Genomic DNA, 20,859 nt, shown 5'->3' on the forward strand with positions numbered 1-20,859 from the left:
TACTGACGGCAGCCGGCGATCAAGCGCTCTGTACGTTACACGCCGGTTTCGCTTCCGTCTCCGCTTTGCAGTCGCCGAGCGGCAGCCGCACGATGAATTCGCTGCCCTTGCCGGGGCCTTCGCTTTTTACCTCCACCCGCCCTCCGTGCAATTCCGCGATCTTCTGTACGATGGTCAATCCGAGACCCAACCCGCCCTGAGCGCGATCCAGCGTCCGTTCCGATTGGGTGAACACGTCGAAAAGATGCGGCAGCAGCGCGCTGGGGATACCTTCGCCGTTGTCGCGCACCGAAATCGCGACCTCGTTACCCGTATGATCCACGCCGAGCCAGATCCGTCCCCCCGCGGGGGTATATTTGTTGGCATTATCCAGCAAGTTCGAAACCATTTGCGTCAAGCGCACCGGATCGGCCTCGAACCATAAGGGATATTTCGGCAGGGCCGCGGTAAGCAGATGGCGGCGGGCATCGAGCTGCGGTTTAGTGGCCTCCATGGTTTGATGAAGAAGGGCGGTGAGATCCACCGGCGTTTTCTGAAGCTTCAATTTGCCCTGAACGATCCGTGAGACATCCAGAAGGTCGTCCACCAGCCGGGTCAGGTGATCCACTTGTCGGTTGATGACTTCCTGCGCCCATTGCATCCTCGGGTTCGGCGGGGCGAACTTGCGTATCAAATGAGCCGCGTTGCGGATCGGGGCGAGCGGATTTCTCAGCTCATGGCCCAGCATGGCGATGAATTCGTTCTTGCGAAGATCGGCCTCTTTGAGAGCGGTCTCGGTCTGGGCTCGTTCGATAATATCCGCGGTTTGACGCGCCAACAGGTCGAGCAGGCGCAATGCCCGCTCGTCCGGCCAGTGGGGTGTTCCGTAGTGGGTCGAAAGCACGCCGAACAATCGGCCGCCGCGGCTCAGCAGTGGGGTGCAGTGGACCGCGCGCACCCCCGCGTTCAGGATCGCCTGAAGCTCCCGCGCGTCGTTAAAGATAAGACTTCGGGTAACGTCCTCCACGATCACGCGCTTTACCCATTCCATCGTAGCGCCCCAGGGCCCCGGCCCCACATGGGCACTATGCCAGAAATCGACGTAAGCCGGCCCGAAGCCTCGCTGAGCAACGATCCGGAGAGAGCCGGACGGCGTGTCGACCAGTTGAATGTGGCCGCGATCTGCGCCTGCGATGGCCATAGCCGTTTCCACGATCTGATCGAGTACAACCGGCAGCCCGTCCTCCCGTACGAAGAGCGCACCGACCGCTTGCAGTCTCGTCATAGCCTCCAAATCGGCCGCCAAGCGGTCGTTCGCTGCCGCCAATGCCTGCTGGGCCTGTTTACGCTCGGTAATGTCGTGGCTCACCGTCGCGAATCCCACCGGTTCGCCGTTCGTATCCCGGATATAGAACACGTTGCAAACCATCCAAAGCGTAGCGCCGGTTTTAAAATGGCGAAAGCGGATCTCCACCTCGGCACGGCCTTCACGCAGCACGCGCGGGAAGAATTCTTCATAAACGAATTCTTGGTCTTCCGGAAAGACGAACTCCTTCACCGGCGTTCGGCACGCCTGCTCCAGGCTATCCAGTCCAACCAGGCGCCGACCGGCCTCGTTGACGTAGAACGGCTGGAAGTCCAGGTCGCACATGCCGATAAATTCCGTGCTCTGATCGGCGAAGGAAACAAATTTCTGGCGTTCGATCTCGATCTGCTTGCGTTCGGTGATGTCCAGGAAAGTGGCCGTGGCGCCCTGCACGCGGCCGGTGTTGTCATATAGCGGTGCGGCCGCGCTCAGGACGAACCGGCGTGTGCCGTCGGCGCGGACTATTTCCAGTTCCACGTCCTCCACGACTTCGCCCGTCTTCAAGACTCGGCACATGGGGAGATCCTGAGCGGGAACCTCCCGTCCGTTGTTGAAGAAACGGTAAAGAGCGGCGCCGTTCGTGTCCGGCACGGCCGATAAATTTTCGCCTTCCGGTACGCCCAGCAATTGATGCGCCTGAACGTTGCCCGTGATCAGCCGGCACTCCGGGTCATGGGCGACGCAGATGGCGACTCGCGCCGTCTGCATGATGGCCCGCATCTGGACGTTGGCTGCGAGTGCTCGGGCTTCACTGGCTCGCAGAGCTTCCTCGGTCCGTACCAAATCGTCGATATCCGTGAGCGAACCGGTCCAGCGGACGATTTTCCCATCGGCATCGCGATCCGGCAGGGCGCGGGCGATAAACCACCTGTACGAGCCGTCGGCCGACCTCAGACGATACTGGCTCTCGAACGACGTGCCGGTTCGTGCCGCTTTGTTCCACCGGGCCAAAACCTTCGCGATATCGTCGGGATGCAGCGCCGATAGCCAGCCTTGCCCCGCGCTCTGTTCCGGGGACAGTCCGGTATAAGAGCACCATTGCTCGCTTACGAAGGTATTGTTGCCTTCCGCGTCGCTTTCCAACGTAAGGCTCGGGACGGCCTGCACGATCGTGCGGAAACGCGCTTCGCTTGCCCGCAGAGAACGCCGGTCGAGAACCCGCTGCATGGCTATCGCCACCTGGTCGGTGACCGATTTCATCAGATTCAGTTCTTCGGCGGTAAATACTGGGCGGGTCTTGGTGCCGAATGACAGGATTCCGATGACGCGTCCCTGTACCAGCAGAGGATGGCAGGCGTAGGCTTGAATACCGTAGCTTCGGACACGGGCAGCACATAGTCCGCCGTGATGACGAACGTTTTCGGCGGCAACATATTCACCGTCGCCTGCGAAGCAGCCGCAGGCGATCACGTTGCAATCGAGCCACTCGAGATCGCGAATCTCCTCGGCCGACAAGCCGGCGGAAGCATTCAGGCGGAATCGTCCTTTGGCGTCGTCGAGCAGAAAATTGAAAAAGCATTCGCAGCCGAGTTGGCGCATTACGGCGAGGCAAAGATCCTCGATAATCGTATGCGGCTCATCGGTAGCCAACAGCCTCGCCGACGTTTCGGCTAGCAGCTTGAACCGCCGTTCGCTCGCTGCCAGCGTCTGTTCGGCCTGTTTACGCTAGGTAATGTCTATGTTGCTTCCGGCCATATGGACCGGACGGCCTTCGGCATCGTAGCGGATTGTGGCGCGCAGTTCGATCCAGCGGACGGTGAAGTCATTTTGGCGGATGATGCGGAATTCGCTGCTGAAATCCGGCGCTTGCCGCGCGAATGCCGTCTCGATACCCGACTTCAAGGTATCCCGATCGCCCGGATGTACCAGATTCAGCCAGGCATCGGAGGAGTGTTCGAAAGTTTCGGGCGCGATACCGTAAATCTGGTACCACTGCGGCGACATACGGTGACGAGCGTCTTGGCTTAGATCGGCCTCAAAACTCGCTACCTGGACGATCTTTTGCGACAGCTGGAGGAGCTGATCGCGTTCGTATAGCGCAGCCTCGAGGGGCTGCCGCTCGGCCAAGGCTCGATTGAGCAGCGACTGGCGCTCCAATGCGGCCCTGAACGCGCGCCGTTCGGCTTTGCGCAGGCGCGAAATCCCAAAGCTCAGCACTGTGCCTACTCCAAAAAGTAGTCCCAATCGCAGGGCCTCGGCGGGGTTCAGGATGTCGATAGAATCGGTCAGAATGACCAGGAGCGAAATGCTTGCCCCCATGCTCAGCGCGGTAGCCGCGAACCCCGCGCTCATTCCGCCATGCCATGCCGCGAACATTATTGCGACCAAGAACAGGGACAACGGTGGCGGTGGATCGAGAATGGCTCCTAGTGCAAGAATTATGGCGCTGACACAGGCCGTCGCTCCGATCGCAACCGAATATCCGTTTCCCAGCAATCGCTTTACGTTCACTCCGTTGTTCCCTCATATGACGTCAGGTCACGGGTTCACAAATGGTTAGTGTACTGCGGGTTGCGGGAAGGGGTGAAGGTTTTGTCGAGAGGCGGCTAACCGAATGAACGGACGCCCCTCGGACGGGCGGAATATCAAAAGCGGTTAGCTACGGAGAGCGGTGCCGGGCAGGGCATCAGGAAAAGGAGAATTATAAGAATTTTGCCGAAAGCCCCATTGCGGCTGAGACTTACCGCATTAGATGAGATAACTGGACCAGACCGCCTCCTCCTCTTGACCGACTCTCGGCTGGCCTTTGGCCGATGTCTTTTTCTTTGGTATTTTTCTGGTCCAGTTATCTTGGAGCATCCTGTTCCTGCGAGATCCGCATTCCTTTCGCTATGTCCTAAATCCTATCGAATCGTCCATGGTTCGGCCTCGAATCGTTCAACCCGTACTCCTATCCTTAGCCAGGCTTAGGGGTAGGCTGTTACATTCGAGTGACGCGTATTTAGAGCCTATCCCAGTAGGCCGTTCGCCCTGAGCTTGTCGAAGGGTTTCTTGAGCCTACTGGGATAGGCTCTTAAGCGTGTTGCGCCTGACCAAGACATCCGCAAGTCTACGTATGGACACCGGTGTACCGAAAAAGCCGTCGGTTTGGAATTGCCTGGGCCGTTCATGCGTCCATAGGCACTTTTGCGTATTTCCGAAAGAGCTCGGACGCTGTTCAATGACAACTACTCTGCAATCACCAAGGGCGCTTTCCCCCGAGGCGCCCGTGGCAGTCGTCGAGTGGAATCAGGGATGATTCGATCAGTGTCAGGACAAGCGAAAGGAACCGGGATGTCGCATGGAAAAGGATGTTCCGAGAGTAATGATGGCTGGGCGCTGGTGTCGAGTCACCCGGAAATGCGGAATTTGTCGCCGAAACAGCGGATGTTTAGGTCCAGTCGTCAAGACTCTCCTTCGAACCTCACGCTTCGGTTATTCTGTTTTATCGCATCTCGATCCCGGCCGATAGAACATCCTTTTAATCCAGCCAGGACGGAGGAGGGATCGCGTCGTCCTTGGCGCGTCGTCCGATGCCTCAATGTAAAAATTCGATTTGCTTGTCGAGGAATTCCCGCGCCCGGAAGATGCGCGAGCGGACCGTTCCGACCGGGCATTGCATGACCTGGGCAATTTCGTCGTAGCTCAGCCCGTCGAATTCCCGCAACTGGATAGCAGTCCGCAACTCCCCCGGAAGTTTGTCGAGCGCCTGCTGAATGGTTAGCGCAAGTTCCTCGGTCAATACCAAGCCTTCCGGAGTTTCCTGGTCTTTCAGGCGAACGGCGGATTCGAACTGCTCGGCCTCTTCGACATCGAGCTCGTCTTCCGACGGGCGGCGCAGCCGCATCGCCAGGTGATTCTTGGCGGTGTTGATGGCGATTCGATAGAGCCAGGTATAGAACGCGCTGTCACCGCGGAATCTCGGGAGTGCAAGGTAGGCCTTGATAAAGGCTTCCTGCGCGACATCCCACGATTCGTGAGGGTCCTTGATATAACGGCCTATCAGTTGCAAGAGCTTGGCCTGGTACTTGCGCACCAGACGATCGAAAGCACTCCGGTCTCCCTGTTGGACTCGATGTACCAATTCCTGATCGTCGATATAAACAGTAGCCATGAAGATCCTCCTTGGAAAGATTCTGTCGGATCCCATAACGGCTTCAGTGTTCGAGCTCATCAAGACCGTCCTGTCCAAAAAACCCTTCCGCTCAGCAGTTATACCGATTTTTACCGTTATCTTCCTGTTATCATTCGGCCATGGATATAGCCGCACAACAAAAAGCTTATATCGTTAAAAGGCAAATAGTGCCGCTACAGCAGCGAGTTACACCAGCCGTTAGGTGTTCCGACGTTAAATAAGAATTGGTTTATGGTCTTATTAAACACTCGGCATTTGTTGTAAAAAAGTCGTAAAACTTCGCACGAATATCTACGGATCAAATCTCTTCGCCTTTAACCGCTTTCCCGGTTCGTTGCCTGAAAAGACCTCGAAGCCCTTCAAATGTCAGCTGGATTTCATCGGAATGCGCAGTCGTTGACCTGGCCGAAGCACCGTCCCTTGCGTGATCGCGTTCATCGTCAGCAATTTGCGAAGTCCAACGCCGTATTTTGCCGCGATCAGACGCGGAGATTCGCCACGGCGAACCACATGTACCCGGTGCCCTTGTTTCGACAGCTTTGCGGACTTGGCTTTCTGCGCGACGGCTTTTCCGCGCCCGGAGCCCTTTACGATATCCTCTGCCGGGACCGGTGCCGGCGTCGTGAGCAAACGCGATGACATCATCACCGGCTCCTCTCCGACATCGATCAGCGAGGCAGTGACGATGCGTCTGTTGGACTGAGCGTCATCGCCGGCCACCAGCACGGGTTGTTCATAGGCCGAAATGCCCGGGGTGCGCTCCAAGGTCCCTTGAGGAAGCCAAACGTCGATGCCCGCGGGGAGCAGGGTGCGCCCCTTGATCGCGGATGTTGTCCAAGCGGGGTTGAGCTCGGCAAGCGTGTCGCGTTCCAGGCCGTGGAGTCTCGCCAGATGAGTGACCGGAAGGGAGCCGGTTAGACGGACGAGATCGTGCTTGAGAGGCGGTTGGAAGAATACGCCCGCCGGGAAATAATTCGGCAGATTCTGGATGATCGACCGCACGGCAAGGAATTCGGCATAAAAATTCCGTGACGCGAAACCGAAGGTCGAACCTTGGTAATAGCGGACGATCCGAGCGAGGTTCGGTCCGAATTCGTCTCTGGCGCGCGCCATTCCGCCTATGCCGTGGTTGTACGAGGTGATCGCCAGTCCCCAGTCGCCGAGCACTTCATAGGCGTGGGCCAGGTACCGTGCGGCGCCGCGCGTGGCAAACACCGGATCATAGCGCTCGTCGACCGCCCGGCTCAGGTGAAGGCAGCGGCGAGCTGTCGCGCGCATGAATTGCCACATCCCGGCGGCTCCCGCCGAGGAATGCGCGTGATTGACGAAAGACGATTCGACGTGGGGAAGCAAGGCGAGGTCTTCGGGCAATTCGGCCTCGCGGAATATCCTGCGGAACAGGCGATCGTAGCGGCCACTGGCTTCGAGTCCCTTTAGAAAGCGTTCCCGCAGCCCGCGTTGACCGCGTACCCGCTGACTTGCTCCGTACACGGCGTTTTCGCCGGCGTGGCTGACCAGGAGATCGAACAGTCGTTGCTGCGTGTCGGTCAAGCTGGCACCGAACCGCACCCGATCTTCCAAGTCCCGAAGTTCATTTTCGAGGGCATGGACGTGCCATTCTACGGACGCTTTATGCTCATGTGTCAGACCCTCGCCATCGACATCCGGCAGCTTGATCACGTCGTAGACCACGCCCAAATGAACGGTGTCGTGGAGTGCAAACTGATTCAGATGCCACACCCCGAAAACCTGGCGCCAGAATTGCACCGCATCCTGCAATCCTACCGGCTCGACAAACGGGGGGCTGCCTTGTTCCTGCACCGCATCCGGATAATGACGGGGTCGAGGAACGGTATTCTCGGCAGTGGATTCGGCAAACACCATCACCAAGATGCCGAGCGTCATCCAAGAGCGAAACGAGGATTTCGGTTTCATAACGATCCATCTCCATCCGTGAGAAACAGTCGTGCGGGCACGACGGAAAGGTAAAGTCGATGCCTTCTTTTTCGGGTTTCTGGGAAACTGGGGAAGCCCCCCGAAATACCCCGATGTAAGTATCTCTCCGTAGTCAGCTGGGGGCAAGTGATATCCGCAAGCGATTCAAACGGTGCTTTCGGGATCAAGCGTGACGAGGCTATCATCCCGAAATATTCGGCGGAGTGCTTCTACTAGAACCCGGATGGAGGACATGCGTTGACGCCTGATGACTCAGCGAAGCCGGACAGAGGGTCCGAATGGTTCGTTCCCCGATTCGGCTCTCCTAAATTTCGGAGAGCGATCGGCCTTCTTTTTCTGCCCTATACGGCGATGGTCATGTCCTTTACCGTGATCGGGTCCGTGCTGGCACCCGATCTCCATTGGGACCGGGTGATCGCCATCGCCTTCATTTACTTCTTGGGTCTCGGAATCGGCGCCCATGCCCTGGATGCGCTGGGCAGCAAGGCGAAAAAGCCATGGGGCGACGTGTTCGGCAAACGGCAGCTGTGGCTCATGGCGGGATGCTCGCTAGCGGCGGCCTATCTGGTTGCAGCCTACTTCATGGTGCGTTTCGTGCCGAATCTGATCTTCATCGCGCTTGTCGAGGGATTCTTCGTCTTTGCCTATAACCTGGAATGGTTCGACGGACGCTACCATACCGACGGATGGTTCGCGTTTTCATGGGGATTTCTGCCGGTTTTGGCGGGATACGTGATGCAAACGAACACTCTCTCCGTCGCCGTGATCGCGGTCGCCTTGTCCATGGCTCTGTTCAGCCTGGTAGAGATCAAGACATCGCGGCCTTACAAGGCGCTCAAGCAATGCGGCGGCGGCCTCGGCGATGCCGATCGGGCCTTGATGATCCGGTACGAGGCGATTTTGAAAAGCATCAGCCTAGGAGTCATCGTGCTGGGCATGGGCCTGCTGCTGTTTCGCGTGTTCGATTAGGGCGCTACCTCTCTGCCGATATCGGCGAATATCCCGGCGGGTCTTGCCCAAGTTGTGATATGGTCTCCCGAGCGGTTTTCGCCATGTGAGAAGGACTGCGGGCGTGAAGGGATTCAAGGATTATTGCTGCGGGTGTAGGCCGATTCTTGTTGAAGCGATCGATCAGACCTTGCAGGGACTTTTTCAGGGCCTGCATGTCCGTCCCGATGAGGCGCTGAACGATACGTTCCGGGGCGGAAAGATGATCAGAGGTTCCCTCGTGTGCCTGGTGAACGAAAGCCTTGGCGGAAATCCGTCGTCCGCAGTGCCGAGATCCGTGGCGGTGGAGCTTGTTCACGGGGCCACGCTGATCCATGACGATTTCGTGGACCAGGATCGCGCCAGGCGGGGCAAACCTGCTGCCTGGACCTTGGCGGGGGCGCGGAAAGCGGTGCTTTTGGGAGATGTCATCTTCGCTTCCGCCATCGAGATGATGAGCGACTTGAGCCGGGATGATGGCCTGGCGGTGTCGCGTGCGATCGCCCGAATCGCCAAGGGCGCGTTTCAGGAACCCATCGATCCTTCGGAACTGGCTGTTTATCTCCGGGCCGATGCCGTGCCCGAATCCCTCTATGACGCGATCATCGATCTCAAGACCGGCGTGCTTTTCGGCGTTGCCTGCGAACTGGGTGCACTTGCGGCGGGTGCCGAGCGGGATGTCCGAAATGCGTTTTATCGCTATGGTGTTTTGATCGGCGAAGCGTATCAGATCGCCGACGATTTGCAGGAAATCAAGCATCACCTGTCGAGCGGAGTCATCGACGCTCGGGCCATAGCCGCTCTTGCGCCTGCGATAGTCCGCTTCGGCGGGAACCTACAAGCCTCGATTACGCCCCTGTTGACCGGAGAGCGCTCGACGCTGTCGTGCGAACTGTCGAAAAGCTTCGAGGAAGCACGGATGAACATGGAGGAGGAGATGGAACGACGTCTCCAATTATCGTGTCTCGAGGTCTCGGGGCTCGTGCCCGACTCCCGCAAGAGAGTAATGATTCATGACGCTCCACGGGATTTGATCGACATGTTTAACGGGGTTTAACGCATCGGGCTTTGGAGTGAGCGCTCACCGGAATTTCAGCTCGCGGATTTCGTCGCCGTCACCAGGGCCGACGCGCCCCAGGTCAGCGTTTCGACGTTCACCGGGGCGAAGCCGTTCTCGCGCAAAACCTCCGGAAGTTCGGTCAGCCATGCGGTTTGTTTGAGAAATCCGGGCAGTTCGTCGAAAACCGTTTTCCATTCGGGGAAAAATCTGGGTCCCGCCATTTGAAGAATTTTGAAGTAAAACTCCCAGAGCCGAGCGAATATGGGACCGCTGGGATAGGTGAAATCGTGCATGACGAGAACTCCGCCGGGGCGAAGCATGGCCTTGGCGTTTCGAATCAGACTCTCCAGCTCGGCATATTTGGCCAGATAAGAGGATGTAATACAGTCGATCGGGCCATCGACGCGGATGTCTTCGGCTTTTCCGAGCATGAAATCCACATTCCGGAGTTTCAGCGCGCGCGCTTTTTCCTTGGCGATATTCAGATATTCGTCCCGGAGTTCCACGCCCGTGACCCGGCATGCGGGAAAACGGCGGGCGATCTTGAACGTCAGGATGCCGGTCCCGCAGGCCTGGTCGACGATATGCGAAGCGTCTTTAGGAATCGCGTCCACAATCCTCTGTTTCCACCAAAGGTCGAAACCCAGGGTGCAGAGTCTGACGATGGTGTCGTAGCTGGCGCCGGTGCCGGCGAAAAAACGATGGGCCGTGGCTGTTCCGGGATGCGAATCCATGCGACCGACTCCTTGGGCTGCAACAAAGCCCGAAAGTGGATATTTCTCGAAGGCCGAGACTATCACGCGCATTAGGGTTTCGACTACTCCGACATCTATGTCGTCGGACGCTTCCGACGGCGAATGATTTGGATTCTCATAGAGCGTGTTGCCGCCGAGACAAACCGTTTGCGAATCGTAAAGTTCCCACTTATCCTAAACTGAACCGTTTAGTTTAGGGCGTCGCAACTGTGTTCATTCGTTTTCTGCTTCATCGAACTTCTCCGCTGGTCTTTTTTCAACGCCGATTCGGCGCATCGAAGCGCGGTTCGTCTACCCTGATCAGGACTCGAGTTCGATAGCGCGTCATGGCGGCAAGCGCAGCGGAGAAAATCCGTCTCGACACTGCCGGGAGCGAGCCGGAGCACGTAAGCGAAAGTCCGGAGATCCGGGAAAGAGAGGTCAGCCCGTCCGAATGGATCGGTTTTACCGCCATGATCTTCGGAGTATTCATGGCGGTCCTCGATATTCAGATCGTCGCCAGTTCTCTGGAGCAGATTCAGGCGGGTCTTTCGGCGACGCGGGACGAGATCGGCTGGGTACAAACCGCCTATCTGGTCGCCGAAGTGGTGATCATTCCCTTGTCCGGGTGGTTGGGCCGGGCCTTATCGACCCGTTATCTGTTCGTTCTCGCCTGCGGCGGCTTCACCTTGATGAGCCTATGCTGCGCGCTGGCCTGGGATCTGCCCTCGATGGTGGTGTTCCGAGCCTTGCAGGGGTTGTTCGGCGGAGCCATGATCCCGTCGATATTCGCGGTGATCTACACCTTGTTTCCGCCCCGCCTGCAACCGGCGATCACCATCCTGGTGGGGCTGGTGGTTACCGTCGCGCCCACCGCGGGCCCGGTACTCGGCGGCTATCTCACCGAGACGGTATCCTGGAAGGCGCTGTTTCTGATCAATCTCTTGCCCGGCTTGCTGGTCTGCCTAGGAACCTGGCTCTTCCTGCGGATTGACGAGCCCGAATGGGACTTGCTGAATCGGATCGATTTCCGCGGCATTTTGTACATCGTGGTTTTCCTTGGCAGCCTGCAATTCGTGCTGGAAGAGGGGACTCGGAAAGACTGGTTCGAAAGCGGCGAGATCGTGTTTTTCGCTTGTCTTGCCGCGGCGGGCGGCGTCGCGATGTTTTACCGGGAACTGACGCTCGAACACCCTATCGTCGACCTTTGGGCGTTTCGCAACCGCAATTTCGCTGTCGGCTGCGCGTTCAGCTTCATCCTCGGCATCGGCCTCTACACCATGATTTATCTGATCCCGGTGTATCTGGCCGGAGTCAAGGGGCTGAACAGTCTGCAGATCGGTCAATACGTCATGGTGACGGGCTTATTTCAATTCGTATCCGCCTTCTTCGCCGGCCCGTTATCCAAGGTGCTGGATTCGCGCCTGATGCTGGCCGGCGGACTGGCGCTCTACGGAACCGGCGCCTGGATGAACGGCAGTCTGACCGCCGACGCCGGCTATTGGGAATTCTTCTGGCCGCAAGCCGTGGAAGGCTTCGCCTTGATGTTCTGTTTCTTGCCGATCAGCGGTTTGGCCCTCGGTACCTTGCCGCCGGACGAGGTCAAGAACGCTAGCGGGCTGTTCAATCTGATGCGCAATCTGGGCGGAGCTATCGGCATCGCTGTCGCCAGTTCCTTGAAAACGCGCTATATCAAGGAGCATTACGCTGCGTTGCGAGAATCCGTGACCGGGGGTTCGCGGGAGGCAGAAGCCTTGATCGCTAAGCTGCAGGCGCAAATGGCCGGATTTCCCTTGCCGGACAGCGAAAAAGCGGCGCTCAAACAGCTTTCCCGGTGGGTGATACGAGAAGCCGAGGTCATGGCCGCCAACGATTTATTCCATCTGCTGGGGGCTATCTTTTTCGCCTCCCTCTTGTTGATGCCTCTGGTCAGGAAAGTGTCGACGGATCAGGAAACCGGTGGAGGACACTGATCCCGCACCGATTCAACGAAAACCTCTTGGGGAAGGGCAGCAGTAGTCGGCAAGGGATTGCCACCTACGACTAAAATAAACCGGCTCCCGCGATCGGGAGATGTTCTTATCTAAGTCAGCCAAACAAACCTGGTCGCCTGTCCACAGATTTCGTGGACAACCTTGTGGATAAATATGGGGATGAAAGCGGCGGCACCTGATATTTTCGGGCCTTACGTTAGTCTGGCCAGGTTTTTTTCAGGCCCGGTTGTTGGACGGATTAAAATCGTAAACTATTGATTTTGCGAAGATGATTTATTACGAAATGATGAATTGATAATTTACGGTATCGCCTTAACTAAGCGCTGCTTGTTCAAAATCCTGTCAAGTCTTGACAGTGGATAACTTTTCGATGCCGTATCGAAAAAGTATAGCAGTGGCTCAAAAAAGTGCCGTGGCTCACCTTGCCTGATTTGGGCATCGGCGGAACAGACGGAAACGGCCCTCAAACGATCTGATAAAGCCCGTCCAGCACGAGCGTGTTGGGACTTATCATGCCCACGACGTTGCGGCCGTCCAGCACCGGGGCGCGTACGAGATTGTGATTTGCGAACAGGCGCGAGCAGTACCGGATATCCATGTCGGGGTGCACCGAAATCACCGGCTTGCTCATGATTTCGTAGACGTTGACCCGATCGGGCGCGCGATCTTTCGCCAATACGTGCCGAGCAATGTCCCCGGCGGTGATCAAGCCGTATTCGTCGTCATCGTGCCGCTTGTTGACCACCAGCACCGAGGTTCTCATCGATTTCATTTTCTTCAAGGCTTCGCTGATGGTGGCGATGCCGTCGATCGTTCCGAAATCGGTCTTCATAACGTCCCGGACCCGGATAATGGGTTTTTTATCCATCAGAGTTCCTCCTCGACGATGGGGGCTAATTTTTCCATTTGATGCGTGATCCCTACGGCGTCTTCCACATCGATCTGAAGCGCGATTCCGGTGCCGGGCTTTTCGTCGAACTTGCCCGCACGGCCGATGGCTTCCAGGATATGTCGAGTCAGATGCTCCTCTACCAGGAACAACAGCACGTCCCTTTGGCTTTCCAGGCTCAGTCCGAAAAACGTTTTCGTTCGCTTGAGTCCTTCGCCGCGGGCATTGGCGATGACGGTGGCGCCGGTAGCGCCATGTGCACGAGCGGTTTTCAGGATGAGCTCGGTTTTATCGTCTTCCACGAAGGCGATGATCAGTTTGAAGCGCATATGAGGCTACCTTAGTCGTTGTTGGCCGCTTGATTGCGCCGACTCAACCACATGGCGATCTGGCCGTAACCAAGCACGTTGATTATAGGAATTAGACAAGTGAACGCAATCAGGCCGAATCCGTCCAGCAAGGGATTGCGGCCGGGAACGGCGGCGGCCAGACCCAATCCGAGTGCCGTCACGATGGGTACCGTTACCGTCGACGAGGCCACATTGCCGGCGTCGTACGCGAGCCCGGCGATGACCTTGGGGGCGAAAACGGTCTGAATGGCTACGATGGCGTACCCCGTAAGGATGTAGGTGTACAGCGGTGCGCCGGTAACGATCCTGAACGTGCCTAGCGCCAGTCCGCCGCCTACGCCGAGGGCGACCGCGAGACGGAGCGGCAGGGCTCTGATGCTTCCGGCCGAAACCTCCGATACCTTGACCGCAACGGCGATGAGGGTGGGTTCGGCCATGGCCGCGGCGAATCCGATGCAGCCGGCAAACAGATAGACCCAGATATAGTTATACCAATGGACACGATCAGGATCGGGCTCGATACCGAGAAAATCCGGCGCGGTCAGCTGTTGAGCCATCAGATCGCCGATCGGAAACAGGGCCATTTTGAGTCCTACCAGAAATAGGGCAACGCCTAGCAGGACGTACAAAAAGCCCACGAGAATCCGGCCCGGGTGAGGCAAGGGTTTTCTGATGACCAGCAGTTGGAAGAGCACCAGCAAACCGATGATCGGGGATACGGCGCGCAGGGTCTCCAACAATATATTTCCGAATTCGTGCAGCCACTCGTTCATGCAAATATCCCGTATCCCATGACGAAGATCATGGACATCAAGGCGGCGAGGGCGAGCAGTCCGAAGCCATCGCTCACGGGATTACGCCCAGGAATGGAGGACGAGAGTCCAACGCCCAACGCAGTCACCAGGGGCACGGTGATGGTCGAGGTGGTCACGCCGCCGGAATCGTAGGCGATGCCGATGATTTCCGGCGGCGCGAAGATCGTCATGATGCCTACGCCAGCGTAGCCGCCGACGATCACATAAGGAAGCGGCCAGCCGCGGATGATGCGGATCGTGCTGACGATCAGCGCGAATCCCACCGCCGTGGCGACGGTAAGGCGAAGACCCAGTGCGTATGATTTGCGGGCCTCTACCGAAGCTGTAATCGCGCCGTCGTCGGCGGCGATGCGGGCTGCTTCGTCGGCGACGGCGATAAGTGCCGGTTCGGCTACGGTGGCGCCGAATCCCAGTGCGAAAGCGAATACCAGTATCCAAAATAGGCTGCCCTTGCGGACGAACGCATGGGCCATGCTTTCGCCCAGCGGAAACAGCCCCAGCTTCAAGCCCTGCATAAAAAAGGTCAGCCCCAAAACGACCAGCAGCATGCCTGCAACGAACCGTCCGGCCTCGGGAATCGGCTGCTGGATTACCAGGATTTGAAAAAACAGGATGACCACCACGATGGGCACCAGATCCAGTGCGCTGGCGAGTAACTGCCGAACGAAGCGGTTATGCAAAACCCGTTCGATGAAAGGAAATTTTGACCCCATAAGTACAATCGTGAATCTTGCTCGATATGGATTGGTAGATGTGCGACCGCGTTGATGGCAACTTGGCGAACGCGAGTGCCCTAAGTGCGCGAAAATCGCCTCTTCCAGGTCGTTCCGAACCGACGAGGTTGAGGGGGTTTTGCGCTAATAGTGCACCCGGGGTGGGATAGTCTAATCATCGGCCATTTTGGTCGTGCTGTGCAAGGTGGTTGTCACGCTAGTGGTACATTAAGCCGGTATCATGCTGAGTCCAGAGAACGATGATTGAAAGCGTGCGGGACTTGACCGACGATACGTTTTTCCGGTTCTCTAGGCGTTTCCCCATACGAGTTCGCCGAATCGCCACATCGGGAGAATATGTCCTATGGAATACCCGGTACACGGATTCTTCCTCAATCTTCTAATCATTCTCTTGAGCGCGCGCATGTTCGCCGAGCTGGCGGCGCTGGCGCGGGTGCCCCCGGTGGTCGGAGAACTCATGGCCGGAGTCGTTTTGGGGCCTACGGTGCTGGGCTGGATCGAACCGAGCCAGACCATCCGCATGCTGGCCGAGATCGGTATCATTTTGCTGTTGTTCGAAGCGGGGCTCGAAACCGACATCCGCCAGTTGGCGCGCGCCGGCTTCAAATCCTCGATCGTGGCGGTCAGCGGCTTCGCCTTGCCGTTCGCATTCGGCTTCTTGGTGAGCTATGAAGTCTTCGAACGCCCGTTGCTCGAATCCCTTTTCATCGGCGGAACCCTGACCGCCACCAGCATCGGCATCACGATACGGGTTTTGACCGACCTGCATCAGAGGCACTCTCACGAAGCTCAACTGGTGCTAGGGGCCGCAGTAATCGACGACATTCTGGGGGTGGTGCTGCTCGCGATTCTTTATGAGTTTTCCATCGGCGGCGGTATCAGTTATATGAACGCCGGCCGGGTGCTGCTGTTCATCGCCGTATTCTTCCTGCTGGCTCCGATTTTCGCCAAGCTCATATCGCTGGAGATCAGGCGCTTCGACGAGTTCAGCCAGACGCCGGGACTGATTCCCACGACCGTTGTGTCCTTGGTGCTTTTTTTCGCCTGGCTATCCCACGAGATCGGCGCGCCCGAACTTCTCGGGGGATTTGCGGCAGGACTCGCCCTTTCCCGGAGATTTTTCCTGCCGTTCGGTCTGGCCGTGCATGCCGGTACCGAATTCGCCGAGCGCATCGACAATCAGATGCGCCCCATCATTTATCTGTTCGTGCCGATTTTCTTCGTGATGGTCGGGCTATCGCTGAATCTCCGAACCATCGATTGGACGTCCCCCTTCATTTGGGTGTTTTCGCTATCCCTGATCGGTACCGCGATAGCGGGCAAGCTGTTCAGCGCGCTGTTCATCAGCGAACGCTGGGTGACTCGTTTTGCCGTCGGGCTGGCGATGATTCCGCGCGGCGAGGTAGGGCTCATCTTTGCCGAGCTGGGGCGGACATCGAACATCTTGAGCAACGAGATCTATGCCGCTTTGATCATCGTCATCGCCTTCACCACCATCTTCGCGCCGCTGCTGCTGAAAGGGTATTACCACGTCCTCGGATCCCGGCTTGCAGCCGAACCGGTTCGCAGACAGTAAATCCCGAGCCTTGCCCGCCGATGGGCGGTTTCCGTCAGCCGAGAGGCCGCGAAGCAGGCCGGCCGCCTTCAGTGACAGTCAGGCCGGCATGAAGCGATAGCCATTTCAAAATATCTTCGCGCCGGACGAATCCGAGGAGCTGCCCGTTTTTCAGCACCGGCAGCTGATTCACGTCACGCTTGCCGAAAAGGTCCAGCGCGGCGGCTGCGTCCTGCTCGGGAGAAAGAGTCACCAATTCGTGTCTCGGCGTCATGATGTCGCCGACAGTCGTGGTCCTCCACGCGTCGCGCGGGCGCTTCGGCAGATCGCGAAGGCAGATCATTCCGATGAACTGGCCGCGCTCCTCGACCGGAAAAGCGCGTTGTCCGCTCGGCATCAGGTGTTCGTCCACCAATGCCTGAAGAGATAACTGCGGCGCCACCCGCTCGAACCGGGTGTGCATGATGCGCAGGACGGGCACGTCCTCGAGCCATTGGTGAACGAGCAACTGGCGGTAGCTCATGACGGCCGCGTTGTTGAGGAACCAGCCGATCAACGCGAGCCATAAGCCATTGATGAAACCGGCCCCGAATATCGGTACGCGCAATCCCAGGATCATGAGAAAGCCGGACCCCATCAACACCCAGGCAAACCCTTGCCCGACTGCCGAGGCGCGGCGCGTAGCGGTGAGCAAGTCGCCGGTCGCGCCCCACAGCGCGGCACGAAGAATCCGCCCGCCGTCGAGCGGAAAGCCGGGAACCAGATTGAACAGGCCGAGAATGATGTTGATGGGGCCCAGCCACATGAGCAGGCTGACGGTAGGCCCCAAAGTCGCGAACGATTGCTGCGGGTTGTCGGGATCGATCTCCATGGGACCGATAACCATCTTGGCCAGTCCCAGAAAAACGAATCCGAGCACGAGGCTGGTGATCGGCCCCACGGCTGCCATGTACAACTCGGCGCGCCATGAGGGAGGTTCTTTCTCCATATGCGCCATCCCGCCGAACATGAACAAGGTAATGCGCGGAATCGGAATACCGTTGGCTCGGCCAACTATGGCATGGGAAAGTTCATGCAAAAGCACCGACCCGAAGAACAGCAAGGCCGCGGCGATTGCGGTTCCCCAGATCAGCAGCGGGCCCCAGTCCGGATGCCAAGCCGGAAACAAGCCGGCCCCGAGACTTAAAGTAATGAGCGAGAAGATGATCAGCAGGCTCCAGTCAACCAGGATTTCGATGCCTGCCACGCGCCCGAGGCGCAAAGCTGTTCGTGCTCCCATGGTAATGCTCCGTTCGGTTGGTCCGGCCGTCGATAAACTCTTTGACAGTTTCGGGCGGGATAAAGCATCGGAACGCGCAAATCTCACCCCGATCGACTAGTTGGTTCTTTCATCGGCATTTCGCTGCCGTCTTGTCCGCGGCGTTGGGCGTCCGAAAAGCCGACATGCTCGCGGGTGCTGGTCCCGCACGATATGACGAATTGCATGCCTTCTTCCACGGTCCAATCGGTGGGCGTCACCTGGGAAAGGGGCACGATTTCCATATAACCGGACGTCGGATTCGGAGCGGTGGGCATATAAACCACCGCCAGTTCCTCGCCGGTTTCGGTATCCCGGACGATGCGTGTCACAAAGGCCACGGCCCGCATTTTCTCGGTGGGATAATTGATCAGCACGACCCTTTGGATCTGCTCCGGTTGCGCTTGAAAGGCGAGTAGCAGCCGCTTGGTGGAGCCGTAGATGGCTTTCAGTACCGGGATTTTTTCCAGCAACAATTCAAACCCGATCAGAATCTGCCGACCGACCACCCGGCTCGTCAGCCAGCCCAGCATGAAGAGCAAGACGAGGGTGATCAGCAGGGCGAGCACCGAATCGATCCAGCCGTTGAGCATCAAATCCGCCAGCTTGGGAGAAAACGTATAAATGGCTCTATACAAGGCCGGTATCCAAGGTCGCCCGAAGGCGATCAGCTTTGCCAGGATGAAGTCGAAAACGAGCCAGGTGAGCAGTATCGGGGTAAGGACGACCAGCCCCGCGAGAATGTTTCTCTGCACGTGGTGGATGAAAGATCTTCGCCGTTTGCTCTCCATAGAAATTACCGACAAACGTTTTGCAAAGTCGTTGCGTGATTCAGGCTCGCCGAGATATCGCGAGGTTCAAAAATTCTGGCTACGGGCCGGCGAAATCCGTCTTTCAAGAAGGGGCTGCGGCAATCTGTCCATAAGAAAATCATTGAATTATTATGCTGCCGCTCCTGTCCTAGGCGTATCATAGTACCGGTCGGCAGGACTGCGCGATCATTCGGTTTCCAGGAGGAAGAGATCTATTTATTCCAGGCGCTCGCCGGTCGAGGTGAACAACCCCAAAAGATGCGGCTGAGCCGTCTGCGACCATAACGACAGATTCGAGGAGAGCTTATGCAAGATCCAGTCGATCGTTCGCGCCGCCGCTTCATTTTTCAAACCGGTGTCGGTTTATTAGCCGCAGCGAGCATGCCGGCATGGGTGCGTGCCATGGAGATGCACGGCATGCCCAAATTGACGCCCAATCGGGCGTCTCCCGCCTTCAAGCCCGATGTCGAGATCGAATTGGCTGCCCGCCAGGGCTCCATATCCATTCTGCCGGGCCAGGCGACCCGGGTGCAGCACTATACGGCCAAGTTGCTGAGTGGCCCGAAGGATACGCTGACCGAGCTGCCCAGTTGCTATCTCGGACCGATCATCCGCTTGCAAAAGGGCCAGAAAGTCCGCATTCATTTCCGCAACGACCTGATGGAACCCACTATCACCCATTGGCACGGACTCCACGTCCCCGCGCTGATGGATGGCCATCCGATGTACATCATCGATTCGGGCGAGACCTTCGTGTATGAATTCGAAGTGATCAACCGGGCGAGCCTCAATATCTATCATCCGCATCCGCACGAAATTACCGCGAAGCAGGTGTACTACGGTCTTGCCGGCGGCTTGATCATAAACGACGAAGAGGAGGCGAGACTCGAATTGCCTTCCGGCGAGTACGAGATACCCATCGTCCTTCAGGATCGCCGGTTCAATGCCCAAAACCAGTTGATTTACGGTCCGCACATGCACGATCGGATGATGGGATTCTACGGCGACCGCATCCTGGTCAACGGCCAGCCGAATGCCGAGTTCGAAGTGGCCAGCCGCGCCTACCGTCTCCGTTTCCTCAACGGCTCCAATGCCCGTATTTACAAACTCGGCTGGAGCGACGGCACGCCGGTGACCGTGATCGGCGTCGACGGCGGACTCCTGGAGTCCCCGGAAACTTTCCCTTACGTGATGCTGGCACCCGGGGAGCGCCTCGATGTCTGGGCGGATTTCAGCGGCCGGCCCAAGGGCACTGAGTTGACGATGCGCAGCCTGCCGTTCTCCGGCGTGCTGCCGATGATGGCCGAGCACATGGGGGGGCGCGGCGGAAGGGGAGGCATGGGCGGCATGATGGGAGGAATGGGCATGATGGGCGCCATGGCCTTGCCCGTCGGCAGCGATTATCCCCTGTTCAAGATCCGCGTCACCCGCGAGACCGGCGAGAGCCCGAAGCTGCCGAGCCGGCTGTCGAAGATCGACCGCTATACGCTGGACGATGTCGCCAACCCCAGCAAGCCCGTGCCGATCGCCATTTCTGAGTCTCCGATGGCGATGCTGCTCAACGGCCGCTCCTATGCCTTCGACGATATTCAGCCGTTCGAGCGGATTCCGCTCGATACCGTGCAGCTCATGGAAATTTTCCATACTAGCGGCGGCGGACACGGCATGGGCCACGGTATGCGAGGCCGCATGATGGGAATGATGGGCGGCCACGGAAGCGATGCTCAGCCAGAAGGGCAGGGCATGGGCGGTATGGGCATGAGGGGTGGCATGGGGATGATGTTTTCCATGGCGCACCCCATCCACCTGCATGGCGACCAATTCCAGATCATCAGCCGCACCGTAGCCGTCGAGAGAGCGGACAGCTATGCGACGGTAAAAGACGGTTTAATCAGTAGCGGCTGGAAGGATACCGTGCTGGTCATGCCTGGCGAGACCGTGCGCATGATCAAGCCGTTCCACCACTTCAAGGGCGTGTTCATGTATCACTGCCATAACCTCGAACACGAGGACATGGGCATGATGCGGGACTTCTTGATCGAGTAGCCGCCGGGATTTGTCTGTCAACAATATCCCGCCACACCGGAAAACGATGGCGTTGTAGCGTTGTAGGGTGGGTTAGGCGCGCATCACGCCGAGTCCGCAAAGTTCCCTCTGTGTTTCTGCGCGCCGTAACCCACCAGGCAAGGCCGCGGAACCGGTGGGCTTCGCTTCGTT

The 20,859-nt window shown here is 57.9% G+C and carries 16 protein-coding genes; 5 read left to right on the forward strand and 11 right to left on the reverse strand.

All coding sequences use genetic code 11. The features are described 5' to 3' along the window. Positions 1 to 19 precede the first annotated feature (19 nt). From B2A78_RS07925 to B2A78_RS07945, 4 genes are all read right to left on the reverse strand, one after another. On the reverse strand, positions 20 to 2,935 hold the full coding sequence (locus B2A78_RS07925) for a PAS domain S-box protein (RefSeq protein ID WP_077729401.1): 2,916 nt from the start codon (positions 2,933 to 2,935) through the stop codon (positions 20 to 22). 75 nt (positions 2,936 to 3,010) lie between these two features. Beyond that, positions 3,011 to 3,796 carry a PAS domain-containing protein gene (locus tag B2A78_RS07930; RefSeq protein ID WP_077729403.1) on the reverse strand — a complete coding sequence of 262 codons (786 nt, stop codon included), beginning with the start codon at positions 3,794 to 3,796 and terminating at the stop codon, positions 3,011 to 3,013. Between the two features lie 1,066 nt (positions 3,797 to 4,862). Continuing rightward, the gene (gene rpoE, locus B2A78_RS07935; RefSeq protein WP_077729405.1) at positions 4,863 to 5,438 is read right to left on the reverse strand and encodes an RNA polymerase sigma factor RpoE; all 576 of its coding nucleotides are present in this window, start codon (positions 5,436 to 5,438) and stop codon (positions 4,863 to 4,865) included. A gap of 387 nt (positions 5,439 to 5,825) precedes the next feature. Next, the gene (locus B2A78_RS07945; RefSeq protein WP_077729409.1) at positions 5,826 to 7,394 is read right to left on the reverse strand and encodes a lytic transglycosylase domain-containing protein; all 1,569 of its coding nucleotides are present in this window, start codon (positions 7,392 to 7,394) and stop codon (positions 5,826 to 5,828) included. 378 nt (positions 7,395 to 7,772) lie between these two features. Between B2A78_RS07945 and B2A78_RS07950 the strand changes: the two genes are divergently transcribed. After that, positions 7,773 to 8,384 carry a hypothetical protein gene (locus tag B2A78_RS07950; protein WP_205780701.1) on the forward strand — a complete coding sequence of 204 codons (612 nt, stop codon included), beginning with the start codon at positions 7,773 to 7,775 and terminating at the stop codon, positions 8,382 to 8,384. A gap of 103 nt (positions 8,385 to 8,487) precedes the next feature. Beyond that, a complete protein-coding gene (locus B2A78_RS07955) occupies positions 8,488 to 9,459 on the forward strand; it encodes a polyprenyl synthetase family protein (RefSeq protein ID WP_077729413.1) in 972 nt (323 codons plus the stop codon). 35 nt (positions 9,460 to 9,494) lie between these two features. Here the strand turns inward: B2A78_RS07955 and B2A78_RS07960 are convergent, their stop codons facing one another. Continuing rightward, positions 9,495 to 10,196, reverse strand: coding sequence for a class I SAM-dependent methyltransferase (locus tag B2A78_RS07960; protein WP_077729492.1), 702 nt, complete (start codon positions 10,194 to 10,196; stop codon positions 9,495 to 9,497). Between the two features lie 347 nt (positions 10,197 to 10,543). Between B2A78_RS07960 and B2A78_RS07965 the strand changes: the two genes are divergently transcribed. Beyond that, positions 10,544 to 12,169: a DHA2 family efflux MFS transporter permease subunit gene (locus B2A78_RS07965; RefSeq protein WP_077729414.1), complete on the forward strand. Its 1,626-nt coding sequence runs from the start codon at positions 10,544 to 10,546 to the stop codon at positions 12,167 to 12,169. A 484-nt stretch (positions 12,170 to 12,653) separates the two neighbouring features. On the opposite strand, the gene B2A78_RS07970 is transcribed toward B2A78_RS07965, so the two are convergent. From B2A78_RS07970 to B2A78_RS07985, 4 genes are read right to left on the reverse strand one after another with little or no spacing between them, the layout of a single operon-like run. Then, positions 12,654 to 13,061: a CBS domain-containing protein gene (locus tag B2A78_RS07970; RefSeq protein ID WP_205780707.1), complete on the reverse strand. Its 408-nt coding sequence runs from the start codon at positions 13,059 to 13,061 to the stop codon at positions 12,654 to 12,656. Continuing rightward, complete coding sequence (locus B2A78_RS07975; protein WP_077729416.1) at positions 13,058 to 13,408, reverse strand: P-II family nitrogen regulator; 351 nt, start codon at positions 13,406 to 13,408, stop codon at positions 13,058 to 13,060. Before B2A78_RS07975 ends, B2A78_RS07970 begins: the two co-directional genes overlap by 4 nt. A gap of 11 nt (positions 13,409 to 13,419) precedes the next feature. Continuing rightward, entirely contained in the window at positions 13,420 to 14,202 is a 783-nt protein-coding gene (locus tag B2A78_RS07980; RefSeq protein WP_077729417.1) for a DUF1538 domain-containing protein, read from the reverse strand. Then, positions 14,199 to 14,957 (reverse strand): DUF1538 domain-containing protein, encoded by a 759-nt coding sequence (locus B2A78_RS07985; RefSeq protein ID WP_077729418.1) that lies wholly within the window; start codon positions 14,955 to 14,957, stop codon positions 14,199 to 14,201. The genes B2A78_RS07980 and B2A78_RS07985 overlap by 4 nt, the downstream gene beginning before the upstream one ends. Before the next feature lie 364 nt (positions 14,958 to 15,321). On the opposite strand from B2A78_RS07985, the gene B2A78_RS07990 reads away from it, so the two are divergent. Beyond that, positions 15,322 to 16,554 (forward strand): cation:proton antiporter, encoded by a 1,233-nt coding sequence (locus B2A78_RS07990; RefSeq protein WP_077729419.1) that lies wholly within the window; start codon positions 15,322 to 15,324, stop codon positions 16,552 to 16,554. A gap of 34 nt (positions 16,555 to 16,588) precedes the next feature. Here B2A78_RS07990 and B2A78_RS07995 read toward each other — a convergent pair whose 3' ends face one another. Both B2A78_RS07995 and B2A78_RS08000 read right to left on the reverse strand, forming a co-directional pair. Continuing rightward, positions 16,589 to 17,812 carry a site-2 protease family protein gene (locus B2A78_RS07995; protein WP_077729420.1) on the reverse strand — a complete coding sequence of 408 codons (1,224 nt, stop codon included), beginning with the start codon at positions 17,810 to 17,812 and terminating at the stop codon, positions 16,589 to 16,591. Positions 17,813 to 17,895: 83 nt separating this feature from the next. Next, positions 17,896 to 18,621, reverse strand: a complete 726-nt coding sequence (locus tag B2A78_RS08000) for a DUF502 domain-containing protein (protein WP_077729421.1) — start codon at positions 18,619 to 18,621, stop codon at positions 17,896 to 17,898. A gap of 327 nt (positions 18,622 to 18,948) precedes the next feature. Here B2A78_RS08000 and B2A78_RS08005 point away from each other — a divergent pair, with 327 nt between their 5' ends. Further along, positions 18,949 to 20,688: a multicopper oxidase domain-containing protein gene (locus B2A78_RS08005; protein ID WP_077729422.1), complete on the forward strand. Its 1,740-nt coding sequence runs from the start codon at positions 18,949 to 18,951 to the stop codon at positions 20,686 to 20,688. Positions 20,689 to 20,859: the final 171 nt, after the last annotated feature.

Source organism: Methylocaldum sp. 14B (assembly GCF_002005105.1).
In the GTDB taxonomy this organism is placed as follows: domain Bacteria; phylum Pseudomonadota; class Gammaproteobacteria; order Methylococcales; family Methylococcaceae; genus Methylocaldum.